The 23,357-nt window shown below is 73.8% G+C and carries 14 protein-coding genes; 7 read left to right on the top strand and 7 right to left on the bottom strand.

The features are described 5' to 3' along the window. Window positions 1–34: 34 nt before the first annotated feature. On the bottom strand, window positions 35–862 hold the full coding sequence (locus tag QMF98_RS01950; RefSeq protein WP_337974409.1) for an SDR family NAD(P)-dependent oxidoreductase: 828 nt from the start codon (window positions 860–862) through the stop codon (window positions 35–37). A 137-nt stretch (window positions 863–999) separates the two neighbouring features. Between QMF98_RS01950 and recQ the strand changes: the two genes are divergently transcribed. Together recQ and QMF98_RS01940 are read left to right on the top strand one after the other, a co-directional pair. Continuing rightward, a complete protein-coding gene (gene recQ / locus QMF98_RS01945) occupies window positions 1,000–2,835 on the top strand; it encodes a DNA helicase RecQ (RefSeq protein WP_337974408.1) in 1,836 nt (611 codons plus the stop codon). Window positions 2,836–2,907: 72 nt separating this feature from the next. Continuing rightward, window positions 2,908–4,191, top strand: a complete 1,284-nt coding sequence (locus QMF98_RS01940; protein ID WP_490715657.1) for an alpha-amylase family glycosyl hydrolase — start codon at window positions 2,908–2,910, stop codon at window positions 4,189–4,191. Window positions 4,192–4,224: 33 nt separating this feature from the next. On the opposite strand, the gene QMF98_RS01935 is transcribed toward QMF98_RS01940, so the two are convergent. Next, the gene (locus QMF98_RS01935; protein ID WP_337974406.1) at window positions 4,225–5,259 is read right to left on the bottom strand and encodes an aldo/keto reductase; all 1,035 of its coding nucleotides are present in this window, start codon (window positions 5,257–5,259) and stop codon (window positions 4,225–4,227) included. 102 nt (window positions 5,260–5,361) lie between these two features. Between QMF98_RS01935 and QMF98_RS01930 the strand changes: the two genes are divergently transcribed. The 4 genes from QMF98_RS01930 to QMF98_RS01915 all read left to right on the top strand — a co-directional run bounded on the left by QMF98_RS01930 (window position 5,362) and on the right by QMF98_RS01915 (window position 13,189). Further along, window positions 5,362–5,820 (top strand): tRNA (cytidine(34)-2'-O)-methyltransferase, encoded by a 459-nt coding sequence (locus QMF98_RS01930; RefSeq protein WP_337974405.1) that lies wholly within the window; start codon window positions 5,362–5,364, stop codon window positions 5,818–5,820. Between the two features lie 143 nt (window positions 5,821–5,963). Then, entirely contained in the window at window positions 5,964–8,237 is a 2,274-nt protein-coding gene (locus QMF98_RS01925; protein ID WP_337974404.1) for a glycoside hydrolase domain-containing protein, read from the top strand. After that, window positions 8,234–9,559 (top strand): glycosyltransferase, encoded by a 1,326-nt coding sequence (locus QMF98_RS01920; RefSeq protein ID WP_337974403.1) that lies wholly within the window; start codon window positions 8,234–8,236, stop codon window positions 9,557–9,559. The genes QMF98_RS01925 and QMF98_RS01920 overlap by 4 nt, the downstream gene beginning before the upstream one ends. Before the next feature lie 60 nt (window positions 9,560–9,619). Continuing rightward, window positions 9,620–13,189 (top strand): proline dehydrogenase family protein, encoded by a 3,570-nt coding sequence (locus tag QMF98_RS01915; RefSeq protein ID WP_337974402.1) that lies wholly within the window; start codon window positions 9,620–9,622, stop codon window positions 13,187–13,189. Window positions 13,190–13,205: 16 nt separating this feature from the next. Here QMF98_RS01915 and QMF98_RS01910 read toward each other — a convergent pair whose 3' ends face one another. Then, complete coding sequence (locus QMF98_RS01910) at window positions 13,206–14,858, bottom strand: N,N-dimethylformamidase beta subunit family domain-containing protein (protein WP_337974401.1); 1,653 nt, start codon at window positions 14,856–14,858, stop codon at window positions 13,206–13,208. 235 nt (window positions 14,859–15,093) lie between these two features. Between QMF98_RS01910 and QMF98_RS01905 the strand changes: the two genes are divergently transcribed. Then, a complete protein-coding gene (locus tag QMF98_RS01905; protein WP_337974400.1) occupies window positions 15,094–15,867 on the top strand; it encodes an ATP-binding cassette domain-containing protein in 774 nt (257 codons plus the stop codon). A gap of 41 nt (window positions 15,868–15,908) precedes the next feature. Here the strand turns inward: QMF98_RS01905 and QMF98_RS01900 are convergent, their stop codons facing one another. The 4 genes from QMF98_RS01900 to QMF98_RS01885 all read right to left on the bottom strand — a co-directional run bounded on the left by QMF98_RS01900 (window position 15,909) and on the right by QMF98_RS01885 (window position 23,284). Further along, window positions 15,909–16,886, bottom strand: a complete 978-nt coding sequence (locus QMF98_RS01900) for a GGDEF domain-containing protein (RefSeq protein ID WP_337974399.1) — start codon at window positions 16,884–16,886, stop codon at window positions 15,909–15,911. A gap of 167 nt (window positions 16,887–17,053) precedes the next feature. Continuing rightward, complete coding sequence (locus QMF98_RS01895; protein WP_337974398.1) at window positions 17,054–18,583, bottom strand: amino acid permease; 1,530 nt, start codon at window positions 18,581–18,583, stop codon at window positions 17,054–17,056. Between the two features lie 225 nt (window positions 18,584–18,808). Continuing rightward, window positions 18,809–21,388, bottom strand: a complete 2,580-nt coding sequence (locus QMF98_RS01890; RefSeq protein WP_337974397.1) for an ATP-dependent Clp protease ATP-binding subunit — start codon at window positions 21,386–21,388, stop codon at window positions 18,809–18,811. Between the two features lie 168 nt (window positions 21,389–21,556). Continuing rightward, window positions 21,557–23,284, bottom strand: coding sequence for a sensor histidine kinase (locus tag QMF98_RS01885; protein WP_337974396.1), 1,728 nt, complete (start codon window positions 23,282–23,284; stop codon window positions 21,557–21,559). Window positions 23,285–23,357 lie beyond the last annotated feature (73 nt).

The raw sequence follows: 23,357 nt of genomic DNA, 5'->3' as shown, positions 1-23,357 counted from the left end.
TAACGAGTCGGGCCGGGGGTCAGGAGCGCTCGCGTCACGCGTCGGCGGCGGCCTCGTCGCGATCCTGCCGCTGATCGTCGTCCTGGTGCCCCTCCTGGTCCTGCAGCTGCTTGCGGTAGCGGCCGAAGGCACGGATCGCCGAGCGCGGCGCGACGCGGGCGACTGCGGCCGCGGCGCGGTAGCGCAGGCTCGGCGTGGACAGGACCACGCCGCGACGGACGTCGGCCAGGGCGGCCGCCACCACGTCCTCGGGGTTGAGGAAGGTGACGTCCGGGAACATCGAGACGTCGATGCCGCCGCGCTCGTGGAACTCGGTGTGCACGAAGCCCGGCTGGACGACGGTGGCGGTGACGCCCGTGCCCTGCAGCTCCACCGCCAGGCCCTCGGTGAACGAGCGCACCCAGGCCTTGTGCGCCGAGTAGGTGCCGGAGGCGAGCAGTCCTGCCACGGATCCCACGTTGAGGATGGCGCCGCGGCCCCGTCGCACCATCGCGTCTGCCGCCGCGTGGGACAGCACCATGACGGCACGCACCATCACGTCGAGCGCGTACTCCTCGCGGGCGACGTCGCCGCCGACGAACTCCTGCGCCAGCCCGAAGCCGGCGTTGTTGACCAGCAGGCCGACGGGACGCTCGTCGTCCCGCAGCCGGTCGGCGACGCGCTCGAGGTCGGCACGGACGGACAGGTCCGCGACCAGCACCTCCGCGCGCACACCGGCGGCTGCCTCGAGCTGGGCGGCGAGGCGGCGCAGCCGGTCCTCGTCACGGGCCACGAGCACCACGTCGTGCCGCGCGGTGGCCAGCTGCCAGGCGAACTCGAGACCGAGGCCGGCGCTCGCGCCGGTGACCAGTGCAGTACCCATGCGGGCCACCCTACGGACCGTCGGGCGTGCTCGGGGAGGCGTCGGGCCGGACTACGGCCGACGGGTCCGACCGCCCGGGGCCGGGCCTGTGGGCGGCCTGGCGTCCCGTTGTCGGGGGTCGCTCGTAGGGTGGGCGGGTGCAGCTGACGTCGCAGACCCCGCTCGACGTGCTGCGCACCGTCTGGGGGTACGACGAGTTCCGCGGCGCCCAGGCCGAGGTGATCGACCACGTGGTGGCCGGCGGCGACGCGCTCGTGCTGATGCCCACCGGTGGCGGCAAGTCGCTGTGCTACCAGGTCCCGTCCCTGGTCAGGGAGGGCACCGGCGTCGTCGTCTCCCCGCTGATCGCCCTGATGCAGGACCAGGTGGACGCCCTCTCGGCACTGGGTGTTCGGGCCGGGTTCCTCAACTCGACGCAGGACCCGACTGCTCGTCGGGACACCGAGCGGGCGTTCCTCGCCGGTGAGCTCGACCTGCTCTACCTCGCACCGGAGCGGCTGACCGCACCGGACACGCTCGACCTGCTGGACCGGGGACGGGTGGCGCTGTTCGCCATCGACGAGGCGCACTGCGTGTCGCAGTGGGGGCACGACTTCCGGCCGGACTACCTGCAGCTGTCGCTGCTGCACGAGCGGTGGCCGGACGTGCCGCGGATCGCGCTGACCGCCACGGCGACGGCCGCGACGCACACCGAGATCCGGCAGCGGCTCTCCCTCGGTGAGGCGCGGGACTTCGTCGCGAGCTTCGACCGACCCAACATCCGGTACCGGATCGTGCCGAAGGACAACCCGCGGGCCCAGCTTCTGCAGCTGCTGCGGACCGAGCACCCCGGGGACTCGGGCATCGTCTACTGCCTGACCAGGGCGTCGGTGGAGCAGACGGCGGAGTTCCTCGTCGCGCAGGGCATCGCCGCGTTGCCGTACCACGCGGGGCTGGACCGGGCGGTGCGGGCGCGCAACCAGGCACGGTTCCTGCGCGAGGACGGTCTGGTGATGGTGGCGACCATCGCGTTCGGGATGGGCATCGACAAGCCGGACGTGCGGTTCGTCGCGCACCTGGACCTGCCCAAGTCCGTCGAGGGGTACTACCAGGAGACCGGCCGCGCCGGACGTGACGGGCTGCCGTCCACCGCGTGGCTGGCGTACGGGCTGGCCGACGTGGTGCAGCAGCGGCGGCTGATCGACGGCTCCGAGGGGGACGCCGCCCACCGGCGGCGGCTGACCCAGCACCTCGACGCGATGCTGGCGCTCTGCGAGACGGCCGACTGCCGCCGCGTGCAGCTCCTCTCGTACTTCGGCCAGGTGTCGGAGCCGTGCGGCAACTGCGACACGTGCCTGGCCCCGCCCGAGACGTGGGACGGGACGGTGCCGGCGCAGAAGCTGCTGTCCACCGTGGTCCGGCTCGAGCAGCGGGGGCAGCGGTACGGCGTCGGGCACGTGGTGGACATCCTGCGCGGCAAGGAGACCGAGCGGGTGCGCAGCCTCGGCCACGGCGAGCTGTCGACGTTCGGCATCGGCGGGGACCTGTCGGACGTCGAGTGGCGCGGCGTGGTGCGGCAGCTGCTGGCCGCCGAGCTGCTCTCCGTGGACACCGACGGGTACGGCACCCTGCGGCTGACCGAGGGCAGCGCCGACGTGCTGCGCGGTGAGCGTGAGGTACGGCTGCGGCGGGAGGCGCCGCGGGCGGGTCGGCCGCGGGCGCGAGCCGGTGCCGCCGGGGGCCGGGCGGGTGGCGCGGGCGTGCCGGAGCTGGACGACGAGGCGCAGGCGGTGTTCGAGCGGCTGCGCGCGTGGCGGGCCGGCGTGGCCAAGGAGCAGGGCGTGCCGGCGTACGTGGTGTTCCACGACGCGACGCTGCGGGACGTGGTGACGCGGCGGCCGGCGGACCTGGACGAGCTGGCCGGGATCGGCGGGGTCGGGGCTGCGAAGCTCGAGCGGTACGGCGCCGGGCTGCTCGCGGCGCTGGAGGGCTGAGTGGACGGCGAGGCGGCGGCGAGCGGCGCCGTGCCGTCGGCGGGCGCCGCCGGGACCGTGGCGGCGGGGCGAGTGCTTGGGCCGGCGTGGGCGCGGCACGCCATCTGGTGGCACCTGTACCCGCTCGGCTTCACGGGGGCGGCGACCGACGGGTCCTCGGTCGAGACCGGACGAGGGCTGCGGCACCTGGTCGGGTGGCTCGACCACCTGGTGGGGTTCGGTGCGAACGGGTTGCTGCTCGGACCGGTGTTCCACTCCGCGACGCACGGGTACGACACCCTCGACCACCTGCGGGTGGACGCCCGGCTGGGCGGGGACGAGCAGCTGGACGAGCTCGTCGCGGCGGGGCACGCGCGCGGGGTCCGGGTGCTGCTGGACGGGGTGTTCAACCACGTGTCGGCCGAGCACCCGTGGGTGCGGGACGCCGTGGCCGGCGGGCCGCAGAGCGAGGCCGGACGGCTGGTCCGGTGGGACGGGGACCGACCGGCGACGTTCGAGGGGCACGGCGCGCTGGTGGCGCTGAACCACGACGACGAGCGCGTGCGCGCGTACGTCGGGGACGTGATGACCCACTGGCTGGACCGGGGTGTCGACGGGTGGCGGCTCGACGCGGCGTACGCCGTGCCGCCGTCGTTCTGGGCGGCGGTGCTGCCCGGGGTGCGCGCGCGGCACCCGGAGGCGTGGTTCCTCGGCGAGATGATCCACGGCGACTACGCGGAGTACGTCGAGGAGTCCGGGCTCGACTCGGTGACGCAGTACGAGCTCTGGAAGGCGATCTGGAGCTCGCTGGTCGACCGCAACCTCTGGGAGCTGGCCTGGACGCTGGGCCGGCACGACGAGCTGGTCGCACGGTTCCTGCCGCAGACGTTCGTCGGCAACCACGACGTCACACGGATCGCGTCGACCGTCCCGGCCGAGCTGCTGACCCACACCGTCGCCCTGCTGGCCCTGCTGCCCGGCATCCCGTCGGTGTACGCCGGTGACGAGCACGGGTTCCGCGGCGTCAAGGAGGAGCGCGTCGGCGGGGACGACGAGATCCGGCCGGCGTTCCCGGCGTCACCGGACGAGCTGTCGCCGATCGGCCTGCCGGTCTACCGCGTGCACCAGGAGCTGTTCGGGCTCCGCCGGCGGCACCCCTGGCTGGTGGACGGGTCGGTCGGCGTGTCCGAGCTGTCGAACACGGGGGCGCGGATCACCGTCACGTCTCGCGGCGGTGGTGAGGCGCTGACCCTGGCGCTGAACCTCGGCACCGAGCCGGTGGCGGCGCCGGCCGGGGCGCGGCTGGCGGTCAGCGACCCGTCGTGGGCGGACGCGGCGTCGGTGCCGGCGAACGGCTGGGCCGTCCACACCGGCTGAGTGTCGGCTGCGGCTGGGCGACGGGGGCAGCGGTCAGCTGCGGCCGGTGCCGTCGACCGCCCACTGCTCGAGCGTGGCGATCTCCTGGTCCGTCAGCGGCGGGGCCGTCAGCGCGGCGACGTTCGAGCGCAGCTGCTCCGCTGAGCTGGCCCCGACGAGGGCCGAGGTGATCCGCTGGTCGCGCAGCACCCACGACACCGCGAGCTGCGCCAGCGTCTGGTCGCGACCCTGCGCGAACTCGTTCAGGGCCCGGGCGCGCTGCAGGTAGGTGTCGGTGAGGTTCGACGCCGACAGGAACCGGCCGGTCGCGGCGCGGGAGTCGGCGGGCACCTCGCCGGACAGGTACCGGTCGGTGAGCAGCCCCTGGGCGAGCGGGGAGAACACGATGGTGCCGATGCCGAGGTCGCCCACCACGTCGAGCAGCGACTCGGTCTCCCCCGGCGCCACGTTCTCCACGTGCCGGTTGAACATCGAGTAGCTGGGCTGGTGGATCAGCAGGCGGACGCCCATGTCGGCGAGCAGGGCGTGCGCGGCACGCGTCTGCGACGGCGAGTAGTTGGAGACGCCGACGTACAGCGCCTTTCCGCTGGTCACGGCGCTCGCCAGCGCCCCCATCGTCTCCTCCAGCGGCGTGCTGGGGTCCGGACGGTGGTGGTAGAAGATGTCGACGTAGTCGAGGCCGAGGCGCTGCAGCGACGCGTCCAGCGAGGACAGCAGGTACTTGCGCGAGCCGCCGTCCTGGTAAGGCCCCGTCCACATCGGGTAGCCGGCCTTCGTCGAGATCACCAGCTCGTCGCGGTACGCCGCCAGGTCGGCCGCGAGCGCGCGGCCGAGGTTGGTCTCCGCCGAGCCGGGGCCCGGGCCGTAGTTGTTCGCGGCGTCCAGGTGGGTGATGCCGAGGTCGAGCGCGGTGTGCAGCACCTCGAGCTGGCGGCCGTACGGGCTGGCGTCGCCGAAGTTGTGCCACAGGCCCAGCGAGATGGCCGGCAGGTCCAGCCCGCTGCGGCCGGTGCGCCGGTAGGTCATGGAGTCGTACCGGTTCTCGGCGGCGGCGTACGGCGTGGGCATCGACGGCGATCCTCTCGGGTGGCGCACCGACGGCCGTGGGCGGCGGGGTGCGCGACCAGGCTAGCCACCGGAACCGACACCGGCCCGTGGCAGCATCGGCCCGTGCTGCACGTCGTCTTCCACGAGCCCCGGATCGCCGGGAACACCGGCAACGCGATCCGCATGGTGTCCGGCACAGGGGCGGTGCTGCACCTCGTGGAGCCGCTGGGTTTCGAGCTGGACGAACCGCGGTTGCGACGAGCCGGACTGGACTACCACGACCTCGCCCAGGTGGTGGTGCACCCCGACCTGGACCATGCGCTGGCCGGTCTGACCAGGGTGTTCGCCTTCACCACCGGTGCCGACCGCTGGTACACGGACGTGGACTGGCAGGACGGCGACGCGCTGCTGTTCGGGGCGGAGCCGACCGGCCTGCCGCCGGAGGTCCAGCACGACCCCCGGGTGACCGACCGCGTGCGCATCCCGATGCTGCCGGGCCGCCGATCGATGAACCTGTCCAACGCCGCCGCCGTGGCGACGTACGAGGCGTGGCGGCAGCTGGGGTTCCCGGGCGGCGCGTGAACGAGCCTGCGCCTCGACGGTTGCGGGCGTCGCCGTCGTCGCAACGCGTCGTCGTCCGGACGCGTCCCGGCAACCTGCCCGTCACCCCCCTGCCGTAACCTCCGCCGATCAGGCACGATGCGGCCAACGAGAGGGGTGAGCGCGTGTTCGAGCACGTCGACCCGTTCATCGGCACGGAGGCCACCCAGCTCCCGCAGCCGCAGGGCTTGGCCGCCACGTGGTGGTGGCCCAAGCCGCAGGTGGGCAACACGCACCCCGGCGCGACCTACCCGCTCGGCATGGTCTCGGCCTGCGCGTACTCCGGCGCCTACCCCACGGGCTACGGCCGGTACGACCTGGGCACCGAGGGGCTGCCCGTGCCGCTGTACGAGCGGCAGGTGGCCAGCGGGTTCACGCACTTCCAGCAGTCGGGGACCGGCGCGATCCGCAAGTACTACAACTACTTCCGCGTCACGCCCATGCTGCAGCCCTTGGACGACCTGGGGTCGTTGTGGGACGTGGTCGACGAGCAGGCGGAGCCCGGCTACTACTCGGCGACACTGGGGTCCGGCATCCACTGCGAGCTGACCGTCGGCCCCAAGAGCGCCGTGCACCGGTACACGTTCCCGGCGCACCGCGACGCACGCGTGGTGATCGACTTCTCGATGGGCGGGCTGATCATCCCCTACGGCCGCACGGTGCCGTTGCGGGCGCGGCTCGCCGCGCTGGCGCCAGGGGTGGCGCAGGGCGAGATCGTCGTCGAGGGCGCACCGCTGGCCGTGCACGTGGAGTGCGACGCACCCGGCGCCTGGCGGCAGATGCTCTGGTACGACCGCCGGCTGATGCCGGGCGGCACCCGGCTGGACTTCGACCGGATCCGGCCGACGACCCTGCGGCCGTTCGGGCTGATGTGGGCCGGGCGGGCGGAACCGGGCCAGGTGGTCGAGGTGCGGTTCGGCTTCTCGCTGCGCGGCGTGGAGCAGGCCCGGGAGAACCTCGAGCACGACTGCGGGCCGGGGCCGCGCAGCTTCACCGTCCGACGGGCGGCGACGGCCGCCGACTGGCGCGAGCACCTGGACGGCGTGCAGGTGGACACCCCGTCCCGGGCGCGGCAGACGGTGCTGTCGACCGCCGTCTACCACTCCCTGATCAAGCCGTGCCTGGCGATGGACGAGTCCCCGTTCTGGCCGACGGACGGCCCGTTCGTGTTCGACATCGCGACGATGTGGGACATCTACCGCACGCAGCTGCCGCTGATCACCGCCCTACGGCCGCACAAGGCGGTGGCCCTGGCCAACGCGCTGATCCAGATCGCCGAGGAGGAGGGCAACCTGCCGATCGGGTACCGGATGGCGCGTGGCGCGGACCAGTTCTCCCGGCAGGGGTCGGCGCTGGCCCACACCTTCCTGGCCGACGTGTGCCAGCTCGGCCTGCCCGGTGTCGACTGGGACTGGGCGCTGGTGCACATGCACAACGACCTGCGGCGCACCTACGGCGAGGAGTTCCTGCTGCGCGGGCTGGCGCAGCCGGTCAGCCACACGCTGGACCTGGCGTTCGGCTACTGGTGCACCGCGTACGTCGCGGCGCACGTCGGCGACCGGGCGCTCGTGGAGCAGTTCGCCCCGCTCGCCGACCGGTGGGCCAACGCCTTCGACCCGGCGACCGGCCTGCTGCACGACTCGACGTACTACGAGGGCGGCAAGTGGAACTACTCGTTCCGGCTGCTGCACGACATGGCGGGGCGGATCGCGCTGGCCGGCGGTGACGACGCCTTCGTCCGGCTGCTCGACCGTTTCTTCGGGTTCGGCGCACCGCCCGTGGTGCAGCCGGGGCTGCAGCCCGAGCTGGCGGAGATGGCGGCCGGCTACCGGTTGGACCGGTTCGAGGGGCTGAACAACGAGCCGGACATGGAGGCCCCGTACGCGTACCACTGGGCCGGCCGGCCCGACCGGACGGCGCAGGTGGTGCACGACGTGGTGCTGAACCAGTTCGGCACCGGCCGTGGCGGGCTGCCCGGCAACGACGACTCCGGCGGACTCTCGTCCTGGTACGTGTGGGCCAGCCTCGGGCTGTTCCCGGTGGCCGGGCAGAACCGGTTCCTGGTGAACGCCCCGTCCTGGCGGGCCGCGGCACTGGAGGTCGGAGGGCGTTCGCTGACCATCGAGACGGAGGGGTTCCGGGAGCCGGAGCCCGGCGGTCCCGCCCAGTACGTCCAGGGCATCGTCTTCAACGGTCGGCCGCTGGACCGGTCGTGGCTCAGCGGGCACGAGGTGCACCGCGGCGGGCACCTGCAGGTGCGGCTCGGCGTTGAGCCCAACGGCTGGGGCACCGACCTGGCGAGCCGACCGCCGTCGTCCCGCTCACCGGTGCCGCTGACGACCAGCTCCGGACCGCCGACCCTGTCGACGCCGGTGGTCCGGCCGGGAGGAGCGGCATGAGCACGGTTCCGGACGGCGCGACCCCCGGTCGCGCCCCGACGCGGCGGTTGGTGCTGGTGGTGCGCGCCGACCCGGTGATCTGCGGGCACTCCGGCGAGGCGCGCAACCTCGCCGAGGCGGCCCTGCAGCGCGGGTTCGACGACGTGCGCATCGTCACCTGGCCGCTGGACGTGCTGCAGCGCGCCGGCCTGCCCCTCAAGCCGCTCGACGGCGTGCTGCCGTACAGCGACGGCATCACCGTGGAGCGGCCCGGTCCGGTGGGCGACTACAAGGTGCCGGACGGTCGGTGGCTCGCGGGGCTGACCGGCCGGCTGGTCGAGCTGTTCACCGACGGCGTGCCGACGGTGGCGATGTCGCTGTACCTGTCACCGCACGCCACGGCGGTGGCGGATGCCGTGCGGATCGCCCGGTCGACCGGCCTGCCGGTGGACGTGGTGACGGTCGCGGAGGCGGTCGGGTCGGACGTGACCAACGTCGTGCGGGCGTGCGTCGAGGAGGACCGGTTCGGGGCTGCCGCGCACGTGCTGGACAGCTACCTGGACCACGACGTGTGCCTGGCGGTGTCCCGGTACACCCGCGACATGATCGTCGACGAGGCGCGCGCCATCGACGCCAAGCACGGCACCCGGTTCGCCGCGCAGTGCGAGGAGCGGGTGCACGTCAGCTACCCCGCGATCGACGTCGGCGCGTACCTGGCGCGGGACGACGGCCTCACCGACGCGGTGCTCGCCGCGCGTGGGCTGACGCGCGGCGGGTACGTGCTCTACCTCTCGCGGCTGGCGCACGCCAAGGGGGTGGACGACCTGATCGAGGCGTACGCCGCCAGCCGCGCCGCCGGGTCGGTGGAGCTGGTGGTGGCCGGCAACGGACCGCAGGCCGAGGCGCTGCACGCGCTCGCGGCGACGACCGCGGTGGAGGGGCGCATCCGGTTCCTGCACGACGTGGACGACGACGAGAAGGCGCACCTGATGGCCGGCGCGCGCGCGTTCGCCCTGCCAAGCAAGTCGATGCCGGAGTTCACCGAGACGTTCGGCATCGCCCTGGTCGAGTCGATGCTGTCCGGCGGCGGGCCGGTGATCACCACGGACGTCGGCGGGATCGGCGAGGCCGTCGGCGACACGGCGCTGATCGTGCCGCCGGCGGACCCGGCGGCGCTGGCGGCGGCCCTGGACCGCGCTGTGCTGGGCATGTCCGACGTGGAGCGGGAGTCGATGGCGGAGCAGGCGCTGGCGCACGCGCGGCAGTTCGACCGGATGCCGGTGCTCGACGCGATCCTCGAGCGGGTGGCGGAGGTGCACGCGGCGCGCGCGTCGCTGGTCTGAGTCGGCCGAGTGCGGCGGTTCGTCGCGCGCAGCGGTGCCGACCGGGCCACGATCGAGTCGATGGACGACGAGCTGCTCGACCTGGTCCCCGACGTCGAGGCGCTGGTGCGCCGCTGGCTCGACGAGGCTGCCGACGTGCCGCCCGACCGGGGTGCGTCCCTGCTGGCGGGGCTGCTGCGCGACCCGGCCGGGCTGCGGTTCGCCGTCGGGTTCATCGACCGGGTGGTGCGGCCGGAGGACCCGGCGGCGGCCGCCCGGGCGCTCGCGACCCTGTCCCGCGACGTGCCGGGCTTCCTGCCGGCGCCGCTGCGCTGGTCCGTGCGGGCCGGTGGCCTCGCGGGGCCGGTGGCGCCGGGTGTCGTCGTCCCGGTGGCCCGTCGGGTGCTGCGCGAGCTGGTCGGGCACCTCGTCGTCGACGCGTCGGACGCGCACCTCGGAGCCGCGCTGGCCCACCTGCGCCGCGACGGCGTCGCCCTCAACCTCAACCTGCTCGGCGAGGCGGTGCTCGGCCGGCGGGAGGCGGACCGGCGGCTCGAGGGCACCGCGCGGCTGCTGGAGCGCACCGACGTGGACCACGTGTCGATCAAGGTGTCGTCGGTCAGCGGTCCGCACGCGCCCTGGGCGTTCGACGCGACCGTCGACGAGGTGGTGGAGCACCTGCTGCCCCTGTACCGACGCGCCGCGGCGACGGGCACCGTCGTCACCCTCGACATGGAGGAGTACCGCGACCTCGACCTGACGCTCGAGGTGTTCATGCGGCTGCTCGACCGGCCGGAGCTGCGCGACCTGCATGCGGGCGTGGTGCTGCAGGCCTACCTGCCGGACGCGCTGGGCGCGATGCAGCGGCTGCAGGAGTGGGCGGCCGCGCGGCGGGCCGGCGGCGGGGCGCCGGTCAAGGTGCGCCTGGTCAAGGGCGCGAACCTGTCGATGGAGCACGTCGACGCCGAGCTGCACGACTGGCCGCCGGCCACCTGGGACACCAAGCAGCAGACGGACACCGCGTACAAGCGGGTGCTCGACTGGGCGCTGACGCCCGAGCGGACCGCGAACGTGCACCTCGGCGTGGCCGGTCACAACCTGTTCGACCTGGCGTTCGCCTGGCTGCTGGCAGGGCGACGGGGCGTACAGGACGCGGTGGAGATGGAGATGCTGCTCGGCATGGCCACCGGTCAGGCCGAGGCGGTGCGCCGGTCGACGGGGCGGCTGCTGCTCTACACGCCCGTGGTGCACCCCGAGCACTTCGACGTGGCGATCGCCTACCTGGTGCGGCGGCTGGAGGAGGCCGCGAGCCCGGAGAACGTGATGTCGTCCCTGTTCACGATGGCCGACGACGACGGGGCCTTCGCGCGCGAGCGCGACCGGTTCCTCGTCTCGCTGCGGGCGCTGGTGGACGCCCGCGACGAGGTGCCGGCACCGCGCCGCACCCAGGACCGCCGCCGTGACGCCGCGGCCTCGTCCGATGCCCGGACGTTCGCCTCGGCCCCGGACACGGACCCTTCGCTCGCGCCGAACCGGCAGTGGGCACGCGAGCTGCTCGCCCGCGTCCCGTCGTCGCACCTGGGCGTCAAGACGCGTGACGAGCACACCGTCACCGACCCCGCCGAGCTCGACCGCATCCTCGCGGCCGCCGTCGCGGCCGGCACCGAGTGGGGCACCCTGCCGGCCCGCGAGCGCGCGACGGTGCTGCGGCGGGCCGCCGACGAGCTGGAGCGGCGCCGCGGCGACCTGTGCGAGGTGATGGCCGCCGAGACCGGCAAGACCCTCGACCAGGCCGATCCCGAGGTCAGCGAGGCGGTCGACTTCGCGCGCTGGTACGCGGGGCTCGCCGAGGAGCTCGAGGGGACGGACGGCGCCGTCGCGCACCCCGTCCGGCTCACCGTGGCGACGCCGCCGTGGAACTTCCCGGTGTCGATCGCCGCGGGCTCGGTGCTGGCCCCGCTCGCGGCCGGCTCGGCGGTGGTGCTCAAGCCGGCGCCGCAGGCGGCCCGGTGCGGCTCGGTGCTGGCCGAGGCGCTGTGGGCGGCCGGCGTGCCGCGCGAGGTCCTGGCCCTGGTGCACGTCGCCGAGGACGGTCTCGGCAAGGCCCTCGTCTCCGACGCGCGCGTCGACCGGCTGCTGCTCACCGGCTCGTTCGAGACGGCCCGGCTGTTCGCCGGCTTCCGGCCCGGCCTGCACCTGCTGGCGGAGACCAGCGGCAAGAACGCGATCGTCGTGACGCCGAGCGCCGACCTGGACCTGGCGGTGCGCGACGTCGTCGCCTCCGCCTTCGGGCACGCGGGCCAGAAGTGCTCGGCCGCGTCGCTGGTGATCCTGGTCGGGTCGGTCGGCACGTCGCGGCGGTTCCACGACCAGCTGCTCGACGCGGTGACCAGCCTGCGCGTCGGCCTGCCCGCCGACCCGGCGACCCAGATGGGGCCCGTGATCGAGCCCGCGGAGGGCAAGCTGCTCGACGGCCTGACCCGGCTGGCGCCGGGCGAGAGCTGGGCCGTGCGGCCGCGACGCCTGGACGACGCCGGACGCCTGTGGACACCCGGCGTGCGCGCGGGGGTGCGCGCGGGCTCGGCGTTCCACCGCACCGAGTACTTCGGACCGGTGCTCGGCGTGATGACCGCCGAGACGCTCGACGAGGCGATCGACCTGCAGAACGGTGTCGACTACGGGCTGACCGCGGGCCTGCACAGCCAGGACGTGGACGAGGTGGCGCACTGGCTGACCCGCGTGGAGGCGGGGAACCTCTACGTGAACCGCGGCATCACCGGGGCGATCGTGCGGCGGCAGCCGTTCGGCGGCTGGAAGCGGTCGGCGGTGGGCCCCGGCGCCAAGGCCGGCGGTCCGAACACCCTGGTGCCGCTGGTCGACTGGGCCTCCGCGCCCGCTCGGCACGGCGCGCCGTTGGGTCCGGCAGCGGCCCGGCTGCTCGAGGCGGCCCGTGCCGCGGGCGTGGCGGATGCGCCGTTCGCGCACGACGAGGCGGACTTCCGGCCGGCCGGCCCGGGCCAGACCTCGTCGTCCGCCTCCGACGGCGCACCCGTCACGCCGTCCGGCGACGCGACGCCCGCCGCAGCCGGTCCGCTCGAACGGGCCCTCGCCTCGGACGCCCAGGCCTGGCGCGACGTCTTCTCCCGGTCCGACGACGTCACCGGCCTGGGCGCGGAGCGCAACGTCCTGCGCTACCGGCCGGTGCCGGTGCTGGTGCGGCTCGGTCGGCGCGGGTCGGTGGCCGCCCTGGTGCGCGTGGTCGGCGCCGGGCTGGTGGCCGGCGCCGAGGTGACGGTCTCGACGTCCCACCTGCTGCCCGCCCCGCTCGGCGCCGTGCTGCACGACCTCGGCGTCACGGTGCGCGCCGAGGACGACACCACGTGGCTCGCCGCCGTCCGCACCCTGCCGTCCGGCCGCATCCGGCTGGTGGACGGCGACGCCGATGCGCTCGCGCACGCCACCGGACCGCGACCCGACCTGGCGGTCTACCACCAGCCCGTCACCGAGTCCGGCCGGGTGGAGCTGCTGACGTTCCTCCGTGAGCAGTCCGTCACGGTCACCGCCCACCGGTTCGGCACCCCCGACACGCTCGCCGACCGGGCGCTGCAGCGGTCCGCGCAGGCAGGGGCCGATCGAGCAGGCGGCGACTGACAGTTCCGCACCGGACTCAGGGTGTCGGGCCACCTGCAGGGATCCCGGCGACCCCGTCGTCGCGGCCCGGGGCGCCACCCGTGGTGTCCTGCGCCGGGTGCGTCCGACCCAACGGCCCCTTCGCCGCCTCGGTCAGCAACCTCTGGGTCACCTGCCGCACCACCTGGTACGTCGCCGCGTCGCCCCAGCCGGCTTCGCACGCCGTGTCGTCCAGCGCGCACACCCACTTGCTGGTGCCCGCGTCGAAGACGCCCGCGCCGCTGCTCGTCGTGTAGTAGGTGACGTCGGCGGCGTCCTGGACGGTCCGGCCCATGAGCTTGCACGTGACGGGAGAGTGGAACAGGACCTGGAGGGGATGGGGCGTCGGCACCGAGAGGTCGACCCGGTCGTACTCGGGCCCGACGAGCGTCCCGAGCGTCTGCCCGGGCTGCAGGCCGTCGGTGAGCCACGACAGCCGGTGCGCCACGACGAGCGGCGCCTTGACCGGGTTGCACTGGTAGAAGCCCCCGACCAGGTCGCTCTCCGGGCGTGGCACGGGAGCGGAGCGCCACTGCGTCGTCGACTCGGAGGGGTCGGTCGCGGTGATCGGGTCCGCGGTGCTCTTGTAGTCGATCTCCAGCCGATCCGGTCCCACCGGCGTGGACCCGAACCGGATGTGCCGGTAGACGGCGTTGGCGCCGAGGAAGGCCACGTTGGTGCCGGCGTCGCGGGCCCTGGTCAGCGCCTGCCGCATCGCGGTCGACCAGTACTCGTCGTGCCCCGGGGACACCACGGCGCGGGCGCCGTCGAGCAGGTGCGGGTCCTCCTGCAGGTCGACGTCCGTCGCGTAGGCGAGGGGGAGCCCGAGGTGCTCGGCGAACGTCACGAGCGGCAGCTCGTTGCCGAGGAAGTCGCCGCTGCCGGAGGCCGCGGCGTAGGGCCGGTCGAACGTCACGGCGAACGACCGGCTCGCCGGCATCCCGTCCTTGCCGTGGTAGAGGCTCATGCCGCCGTAGTCGTTGTAGGCCTGCCACGTGGTGACGGCTTGGACCAGCACCACCTTCCCGGCGGTGCTGTCCGAGCGCACGGTCAGCGGGACGTAGCCCTCGGCACCGTCGTCCCCCTCGAGGCGCAGCAGGTACGCGCCCGGCGGCCACCCCGTCGCCGCGATCGTCGCGGTCGGGGTCCAGGACGTGGTGACCGTCCGGGTCTCGGGGACGACGGTCGGCGGCGGCTGCGCGACCACCCGGAACGGACCGGCGTGTGCCAGGCGGGCCGCCGCGGACGAGCCGTACGACCCCATCCGGAGCACCGTCACGCCGAACGACCTGCCCGTCGCGGACACGCGCAGCTGCACCTGGCCGTCGGTGCGCACGCTGGTCCGGTCGGCGTACCCCTCGATGTGCGTCCCGGGCGGCGAGCTGACGTGCCAGTCGGCGGTCGGGGTCAGCGGCGCGACGGACGGCGTCGGGCCGGTGGTCGGCCCGACGCCGGACCTCCCGGCGGCGGGGGCCCCGAGGACGCGGCCGAGGGACGACGAGACGGGCGCCTGCCCCGGGCGGCCCCGCGCGACGAGCACCACCGCCCCGGCGACGAGCAGGACGACGACGACCGAGGCACCGACCAGCATGGCCGCCCGGCGGCCGGGTCGCCGCGAGCGGCCGGCTCCCGAACCGCCCTCGGCCGACATCTGGTCAGTGTCACCGCCGGTCGCACGAGGCGCCTCCCGACCGGAGCGCCGCCCGCTCCCGTCGGGGTCATCGCGTCGATGCACCCGTCGCCCGACCGAGCCGCGGCACGTCCGCCGTGCCGCACCAGCCGGGCGGTGTGACGAGCCGCTCAGGCCGCGGTGGGATCCTTCGTGGGGCGTCGGTCGTTGGACGCCACCGGGACCGGGGCGGTCCGGACGGCGACGAGGGACGGTCATGGGCAACGGGACAGGCCTGCTGCAGGCGAGGGACGTGTGGGCCGGCTACGGCGGTGCCGCGGTGCTGGCCGGGGTGGACGTCGACGTCTCGCCCGGCGACGCGCTCGGGCTGCTCGGCCTGTCCGGCGTCGGCAAGTCCACGCTGGTGCAGGTCCTCGCCGGCGCGCTGGTGCCGAGCCGAGGATCGGTGACGTTCGACGGTCGCCGCGTGGCGAAGCCGGCGCGACGGGATCGTAAGGCGCTGCGGGCCCGGCTGCGCACGGTGCACCAGAACGGCCTGGCCAACGCCGACCCGGAGCACACCGCCGAGCGGGTGCTCCGCCTGGCGCTCGACGAGGCGCGCGCCGCCGGCCGGTCCACAGGCGGCGACGCCGAGGGCGCCCTGGCCGTCGTGGAGCTGCCCACGCACGTGCTCCGGCGCAAGGTGGGCACCCTGTCCGGCGGCGAGCGTCAGCGCCTGGCGATCGCGAGCGCCCTCGCCGCCCGGCCGGACGTGCTGCTGCTCGACGAGCCGCTCACGGCCCTCGACCCCGCCATGCGTCACCACGTCGCGGAGCGGATCTTCGCCCTGGTCGGTCCGACAGGCATCGGGCTTCTGCTCGCCTCGCACGACGTACGGCTGCTCGAGCAGCTGACCACGCGGGTGCACGTGCTGGCCGAGGGGCGGCTGGTCCAGACCGGCAGCCTGCGCGACGTGCTGGCCGACCCGGTGCACCCGGACACCCGCGACTTCGTCCAGGCGCTGCCGGAGGCGACCCTCCGCTGGTCCTGACGCGCGGTCAGCCGCCGCCCGCCAGCCACCGCCGACGCCCGTCAGGCGGCGCCCGCCGACCGAGCCAGCCCCTCAGCACCGCGCTTGGCCAGCCGCATCGCCCGCTGCGCGTCCTGCATCAGCAGGTCCAGGTCCGCCCAGCCCGGGGTCGACGCCGCGGCGACCACGCGCAGCGGCGGCAGCTGCCCCTCCGTCCCGTCCTCCGGCGAGCCGGCGAGCCCCGCGGCCACCTGCACCCGCAGCTCCTCGCGCTGCGCCGGCGCCCGCTGCTCGACGGCCGCCGGCAGCAGCCCCAGCACCATGAACTCGTCACCGCCCGTGCGGCCCACCAGGAAACCGCTCGGCACCACCTGGGTCAGCCGCTCGGCGATCGCGCGGAGCACCAGGTCGCCGACGGCCTCGCCGTGCGCCGCGTTGATCGCGCCGAACTCCACGACGTCCACCAGCAGCACCACCAGACGGCGCTGCGTGCCGCGCAGCAGCTTCGCCCAGTCCCGCATCGTGTGCCGCACCAGCTCGCGGGACGGCAGGCCGGTCAGCGGGTCGTGCAGCGAGCGGCCGGTCAGCGCCGCGACCAGGGCGCCGATCAGGTCGCCGGTACCGACCATCTGCCAGGCGTCCGCCCGCACCAGCACCTCGTCGAACCGCGACTCGACGGGCCGTTCGATCGCCCGGACCGCCGTCTCCACCACCGCCGTCTGCTCGTCCACCACCAGCGGGTTCCAGTCGGCGACCTGCGCCACCGGCTGCCGGGTCAGCACCGCCCGGCCGAACCCGAGCCGTCCGGTCATCGCCTCGGCGAACCGGGTCCGCGTCAGCAGGCCCAGCCGGGAGGGGTCGTCGGGGTCCTGCACACCGATGCACGGCAGGTGCGGGGACCGGAACAGCACCTCGAGCTCGTTCATCGGGGTGGTCCCGTCGGTCACGGTCAGCGGTCGGACCAGGTCTCGCATGACGGCGGGACGGGTCGCGCCCGTCGCGCGCGCGGCCCGGACCAGGAGGTTCACGTCGTTCGGCACGCGGAGCATGGTCCATCCCGCACGACGAACGGCATACGGCCGGACGGGTGGGTGCGCGCAGTGTTCGTCCAACGTTCACCGCCCGGACGACCCTCGTACGACGGGGACGCCGACGAGGCGACGGCGGGCCGACGGCGGGTGGACGGCGGCCAGCCCGGCCCCGGCCGTCAGAGCAGCGAGTCCTCCTCGCGCGCCTGCACCACCTCGCCACGCCCCAGCCGGCTGTGCCGGTAGGAGTACGTCGCGTACACCACGGCGCCGACGGCCAGCCACACGGCGAACCGCAGCCACGTCAGCGTCGTCAGGTTGAGCATCAGCCACAGGCAGGCGACGCCCGAGATCCACGGCAGCACCGGCGACCACGGCACCCGGAACCCGCGCGGCAGGTCGGGACGCAGCTTGCGCAGCACCGGCACCCCGAAGCTGACCAGCACGAACGCGGACAGCGTGCCGATGTTGATCATCTCCTCGAGCAGGTGCACCTGCGAGAGGCCGGCGATCAGCGCGACCACCACCCCGGCGCCCACCTGCAGCCGCGCCGGCGTGCCGAACCGCGGAGACGTGCGAGACAGGCCGCGCGGCAGCAGCCCGTCGCGGCTCATCGCGAACACGATCCGGGTCAGGCCGAGCAGCAGCACCATCACCACCGACGTCAGGCCCAGCACGATGCCGACGGAGATGACCTTGCCGGCCCACGTCGCACCGACCAGCACGAAGGCCGTGGTCAGCGACGGGCTGGCCGACTTGGCCAGCTCCGTGTACGGCACCATGCCGGTCACCACGACGCTGACGAGGATGTACAGCACCGTCACCACCGCGAGGCCACCGAGCATGCCGCGCGGCATGGTGCGCTGCGGGTCCTTGGTCTCCTCGGCGGTGGTCGCGACGACGTCGAAGCCGATGAACGCGAAGAACACCAGCGCCGCGCCGGAGAGGATGCCGGCGGCACCGTACGTGGCGGGGGCCCAGCCGAGCAGCCAGCCGAACAGCGACTGGTGCAGCGCCGAGGTGCCGGCCGTGGACGGCTGCGACGGCGGCACGAACGGGTGGTAGTTGGCCGCCTTGACGTACGCGAAGCCGGCGACGACGACGAACAGCGTGATGCCCACCTTCAGCGCCGTGAACACCGCGTTCACGCGGGTGGACAGGCGGGTGCCGATCGCCAGCAGCGTGGTGAAGATGCCGACCACCAGCACCGGACCCCACTCGACGCTCACACCGCCGACGTGGAACGACATGGGTACGTGCAGCCCGAACAGCCCCAGCGCGTCCCCGACGTACACGCCCCAGAACTTGGCGATGACGGCGGCGGCCAGCAGCATCTCGAGGATCAGGTCCCACCCGATCACCCAGGCGACACCCTCGCCCATGGTCGCGTAGGAGAACGTGTACGCCGACCCGGCGATGGGCAGCGAGGACGCGAACTCGGCGTAGCACATGATCGCCAGGCCGCAGACGATGGCGGCCACGACGAACGAGACGATGACGGCCGGTCCTGCGTAGTTCGCCGCCGCCGTCGCACCGACCGAGAAGATGCCGGCGCCGACCGCCACCGCGACGCCCATCACGGCCAGGTCCCAGGGGGTCAGCGTCCGCCGCAGCTGCCGGTGCGGGTCGTGCGTCGCGGCGAGCGCGTCCTCCGGAGAGGTGCGCCGGAAGATGCTCCTGGGGGCGGACTGACCGCGACTGTGCTCCACGAGCGGGCGATCCTGGCACGTCAGGGCCCCTCGGCACGACCCCGGGTCACCATCCGGTCGGCCGATCGCGCCACCTGCGCCGATGCCGTCGGGCCCTCCGGGACCATCGTCCTACCTCACTAGGCGCGCGCCGCAGGCACGCGCGGCGCCCCGCGGCCCGCGAACGACGAGAGGGCCCCGCCCCGGCGAACCGGGACGAGGCCCTCTCGGGACCGCTGTGGTGCGTCAGGCCGGCATCAGCCCGGTCCCACCGTCGCCGAGCGACGGCGCCGGCGGGGCCGGCGGCACGTCGATGCCGGAGTTGGGCGTCCCCACCGAGGCGCCCACGGCCACCGGCTGCTTGCCCCGGTCCCCGATCGGCACCCCGCGGAACGTGAACTCCCCGAGCAGACCCTCGCCCTCGGCGTCCACGATCACCAGCTGCCCGGACTTCAGCTCGCCGAACAGGATCTTCTCGGACAGCGCGTCTTCGACGTCCCGCTGGATGGCGCGGCGCAGCGGCCGTGCCCCGAGCACCGGGTCGTAGCCCTTCTCCGACAGCAGCTTCTTGGCCGCCGGGGTGAGCTCGATGCCCATGTCCTTGTCGCGCAGGCGGGCGTCCAGCTTGGCTGCCATCAGGTCGACGATCGCGAAGATCTCCGGCTGCGACAGCTGCGGGAACACGACCACGTCGTCGACGCGGTTGAGGAACTCCGGACGGAAGTGCGTCTTGAGCTCGTCGTTGACCTTGGTCTTCATCCGCTCGTAGGACGTCGACAGATCCCCGCCGGCCTGGAAGCCGGTCATCATGCCCTTGGCGATGTCCCGCGTGCCGAGGTTGGTGGTCATGATGATCACGGTGTTCTTGAAGTCGACCACCCGGCCCTGCGAGTCGGTCAGACGACCGTCCTCCAGGATCTGCAGCAGCGAGTTGAAGATGTCCGCGTGGGCCTTCTCCACCTCGTCGAACAGGACGACGGAGAACGGACGGCGGCGCACCTTCTCGGTGAGCTGACCACCCTCGTCGTACCCGACGTAGCCGGGGGGCGAGCCGAACAGCCGCGAGACCGTGTGCTTCTCGGAGAACTCGCTCATGTCCAGCTGGATCAGCGCGTCCTCGTCCCCGAACAGGAACTCGGCGAGCGCCTTGGCCAGCTCCGTCTTCCCGACGCCCGTGGGGCCGGCGAAGATGAACGACCCACCGGGCCGCTTCGGGTCCTTCAGACCGGCACGGGTACGACGGATCGCCTGCGACAGCGCGTGGATCGCCTGGTCCTGCCCGACGACGCGCTTGTGCAGCTCCTCCTCCATGCGCAGGAGCCGGCTGGACTCCTCCTCGGTGAGCTTGAACACCGGGATGCCCGTGGCGTTGGCCAGCACCTCGGCGATCAGCTCCTCGTCCACCTCTGCGACGGCGTCGAGATCACCGTTCTTCCACGCCTTCTCCTTCTCGGTGCGGCGCAGGCCGAGCTGCTTCTCGGTGTCGCGCAGGCGCGCGGCCTTCTCGAAGTCCTGCTCGTCGATCGCCGACTCCTTGTCGCGGCGCGTCTTGGCGATCTCCTCGTCCAGCTCGCGCAGCTCCGGCGGGGCCGTCATGCGGCGGATGCGCAGGCGCGCGCCCGCCTCGTCGACCAGGTCGATCGCCTTGTCCGGCAGGAACCGGTCGTTGACGTACCGGTCCGCCAGCGTGGCGGCGGCGACCAGCGCCGAGTCGGTGATGGAGACGCGGTGGTGCGCCTCGTACCGGTCCCGCAGGCCCTTGAGGATCTCGATCGTGTGCGCCAGCGTCGGCTCGGCCACCTGGATCGGCTGGAAGCGCCGCTCCAGGGCCGGGTCCTTCTCGACGTACTTGCGGTACTCGTCGAGCGTGGTCGCCCCGATGGTCTGCAGCTCGCCGCGGGCCAGCATCGGCTTGAGGATGCTGGCGGCGTCGATGGCGCCCTCGGCGGCACCCGCCCCGACGAGGGTGTGGATCTCGTCGATGAACAGGATGATGTCGCCGCGGGTGCGGATCTCCTTGAGCACCTTCTTCAGGCGCTCCTCGAAGTCGCCGCGGTACCGGCTGCCGGCCACCAGCGCGCCCAGGTCGAGCGTGTACAGCTGCTTGTCCTTGAGCGTCTCGGGGACGTCGCCGCGCACGATGTCCTGCGCGAGGCCCTCGACGACGGCCGTCTTGCCGACGCCGGGCTCCCCGATGAGCACCGGGTTGTTCTTGGTGCGGCGGGACAGCACCTGCATGACCCGCTCGATCTCCTTCTCGCGCCCGATGACCGGGTCGAGCTTGCCGTCGCGGGCGGCCTGGGTCAGGTTGCGGCCGAACTGGTCCAGCACGGCGCTGCCGGAGGGCTGACCCTCGGCCGGGCCGCCGGACGCCACGGGCTCCTTGCCCTGGTAGCCGGAGACGAGCTGGATCACCTGCTGGCGGACGCGGTTCAGGTCGGCGCCGAGCTTGCCCAGCACCTGGGCGGCGACGCCCTCACCCTCGCGGATCAGGCCGAGCAGGATGTGCTCGGTGCCGATGTAGTTGTGGCCGAGCTGCAGCGCCTCGCGCAGCGACAGCTCCAGCACCTTCTTGGCGCGCGGCGTGAACGGGATGTGACCGGACGGGGCCTGCTGACCCTCGCCGATGATCTCGATCACCTGGGCGCGGACCGCCTCGAGCGAGATGCCGAGGGACTCCAGCGCCTTGGCCGCGACACCCTCACCCTCGTGGATCAGGCCCAGGAGGATGTGCTCGGTGCCGATGTAGTTGTGGTTGAGCATCCGCGCCTCTTCCTGGGCGAGGACGACCACGCGACGGGCTCGGTCGGTGAATCTCTCGAACATGTGCACTCCTCACGAGCGGCGAGCTTCGGGACCCGCGCGCGTGGGCTGCACGGAGCCGACGAAGCGGCGTTGTTCGATGCTAACGGCGGGGTGCAGCCCGGTCGTCCCGTGTTCGCCGCAGGCGTGACGGCGGCGTCGGGGTCGGGTCGGCAGCGGCGTGGGACGGGCTCAGTCGAGCGGCGCCGACCAGCGCAGCAGCGCGCCGCGGCCCGACGGCGGGCGCAGCAGCGAGAACGAGCCGCCCGCCTCCTGGGCGCGCAGCGCCAGGTTCTTGGTGCCCGACGAGCGCTCCGGGGCGGCCGGTACGCCGACCCCGTCGTCCTCGACCTCGACGACCACTGAGCCGCCCGGTCCGGAGGTGACGCGCAGCCGCACGTCGACCCGTCGGGAGCGCGCGTGCCGCGCCACGTTGGCCAGCCCCTCCCGGACCACCGCCACCACGTTGTTGGCCCGTCCGGGCGCGACGAGGTCGTCGACCGGTCCGGCAGGCTCCCCCTCGTCCTCGACGTCGAGCTCGGCGCCGTCCACCTGCACCGACAGCGCCGGGGTGAACCCGAGGGCCCCGCGCGCGATCTCCACCTCGGCCCGGATGCGGGCCACCAGCGGCACGCTGGCGTCCGGGTCGTCGAGCGCGCGCACGATCACCCGGATCTGCCGGATGCCAGCGTCGATGTGCTCCGTGACCTCGTCCAGGGCACGGGCGACGCCGGCGCCCACGGGTTCCGACGCGTTGCTCGAGACGGCCTCGACCTGCATCCCGGCGGCGAACAGCTGCTGGATCGCCAGGTCGTGCAGGTCCCGCGCGATCCGTGCACGCTCGCCGCGCAGCGCCGCCTGACCGCGCAGGTGCTGCGCCTCGGCCAGCACGAAGGCGAGCGCTGCCTGCTGCGCGAAGGACGTGGCGAGCTCGACGTCGTCCGGCTCGAACGGCAGCGCGCCCGGGCGCCGCAGCACCGCCAGCACGCCGACCCCCTGCCCCTCGGTGCGCAACGGCGCCAGCAGCATCGGTCCGTACCGGCCCAGCGGTGAGCCCGGCGTCACCGCGGCCGCCGAGCTGACGTGCCCGTCCTGCCCGCCGAACACCTGGCGCACCAGCGGCTCGTCGGACACGTCCAGGCCGAGCAGGTCGTCCGCGTCACCGGACACGATCTCGACGATCAGCGCCTCGTCCGGGGTGGGGAGGATCAGCACCGTCCCGTCGGCACCGTCCACCTGGCGCGCCGCATCGGCGACGGCCTGCAGCACGTCCTCCGCGTCGGCGCCCTCGAGCAGCATCGTCGAGATCTGCGCGGCGGCCTGCGCCCACCGCTGCCGGCGCACCTGCAGCTGGTACAGCGCGGCGTTCTGCACGGCGACGGCCGCCGCCGCCGCGAGCGTGAGCACCACGCCCTCGTCCTGCTGACCGAACCCACCGGGCTTGTCCGCCAGGTAGAGGGTGCCGTACCGCTGGCCCCGCCCCCGGACCGCGGCGCCGAGGAAGGGGCCCATCGGCGGGTGCGCGGCCGGCAGCCCGCGGAAGTGCGGGTGGTCGGTGAGGTCGTCGAGCCGCAGCACGCCCTGGTCGGGGATCGACCCGAGCACGCCCCACGCGTGCGGCGGGTGGCCCAGTGCGGCGACCGTCGCCGGGTCCACGCCGGTCTGGACGAAGGTGATCGACGTCCCCGTGTCGTCGACGATGTTGATCGCGCCGTACCGCGCTCCGGTCAGCTCGGCGCTCGCCGCGACGAAGCGCTCGAGCAGGCTGGCCACGTCGAGATCGCCGGCCATGCCGAGGATCGCCGACAGCAGGACACCGCCCGCACGGTCGCCGAGGTCTGCCTCCGAACCACGACCAGGACGGTCCGCCTCGCGGCCGCGACCCGCGTGCTCCCCCACCGCACCTTCCCCCACTGCCACGGTCACACCGTAAGGCGACCTAGGACCTAGGTCCTAGTGCCGCCGGTACGACGCACCGCACCCGTCCCGCACC

The sequence above is a fragment of the Cellulomonas sp. NTE-D12 genome (assembly GCF_027923705.1).
GTDB lineage: Bacteria > Actinomycetota > Actinomycetes > Actinomycetales > Cellulomonadaceae > Cellulomonas.
The sequence above is the reverse complement of the archived record's forward strand: the minus strand, read 5'-3'. Positions and strand labels throughout refer to the sequence as shown.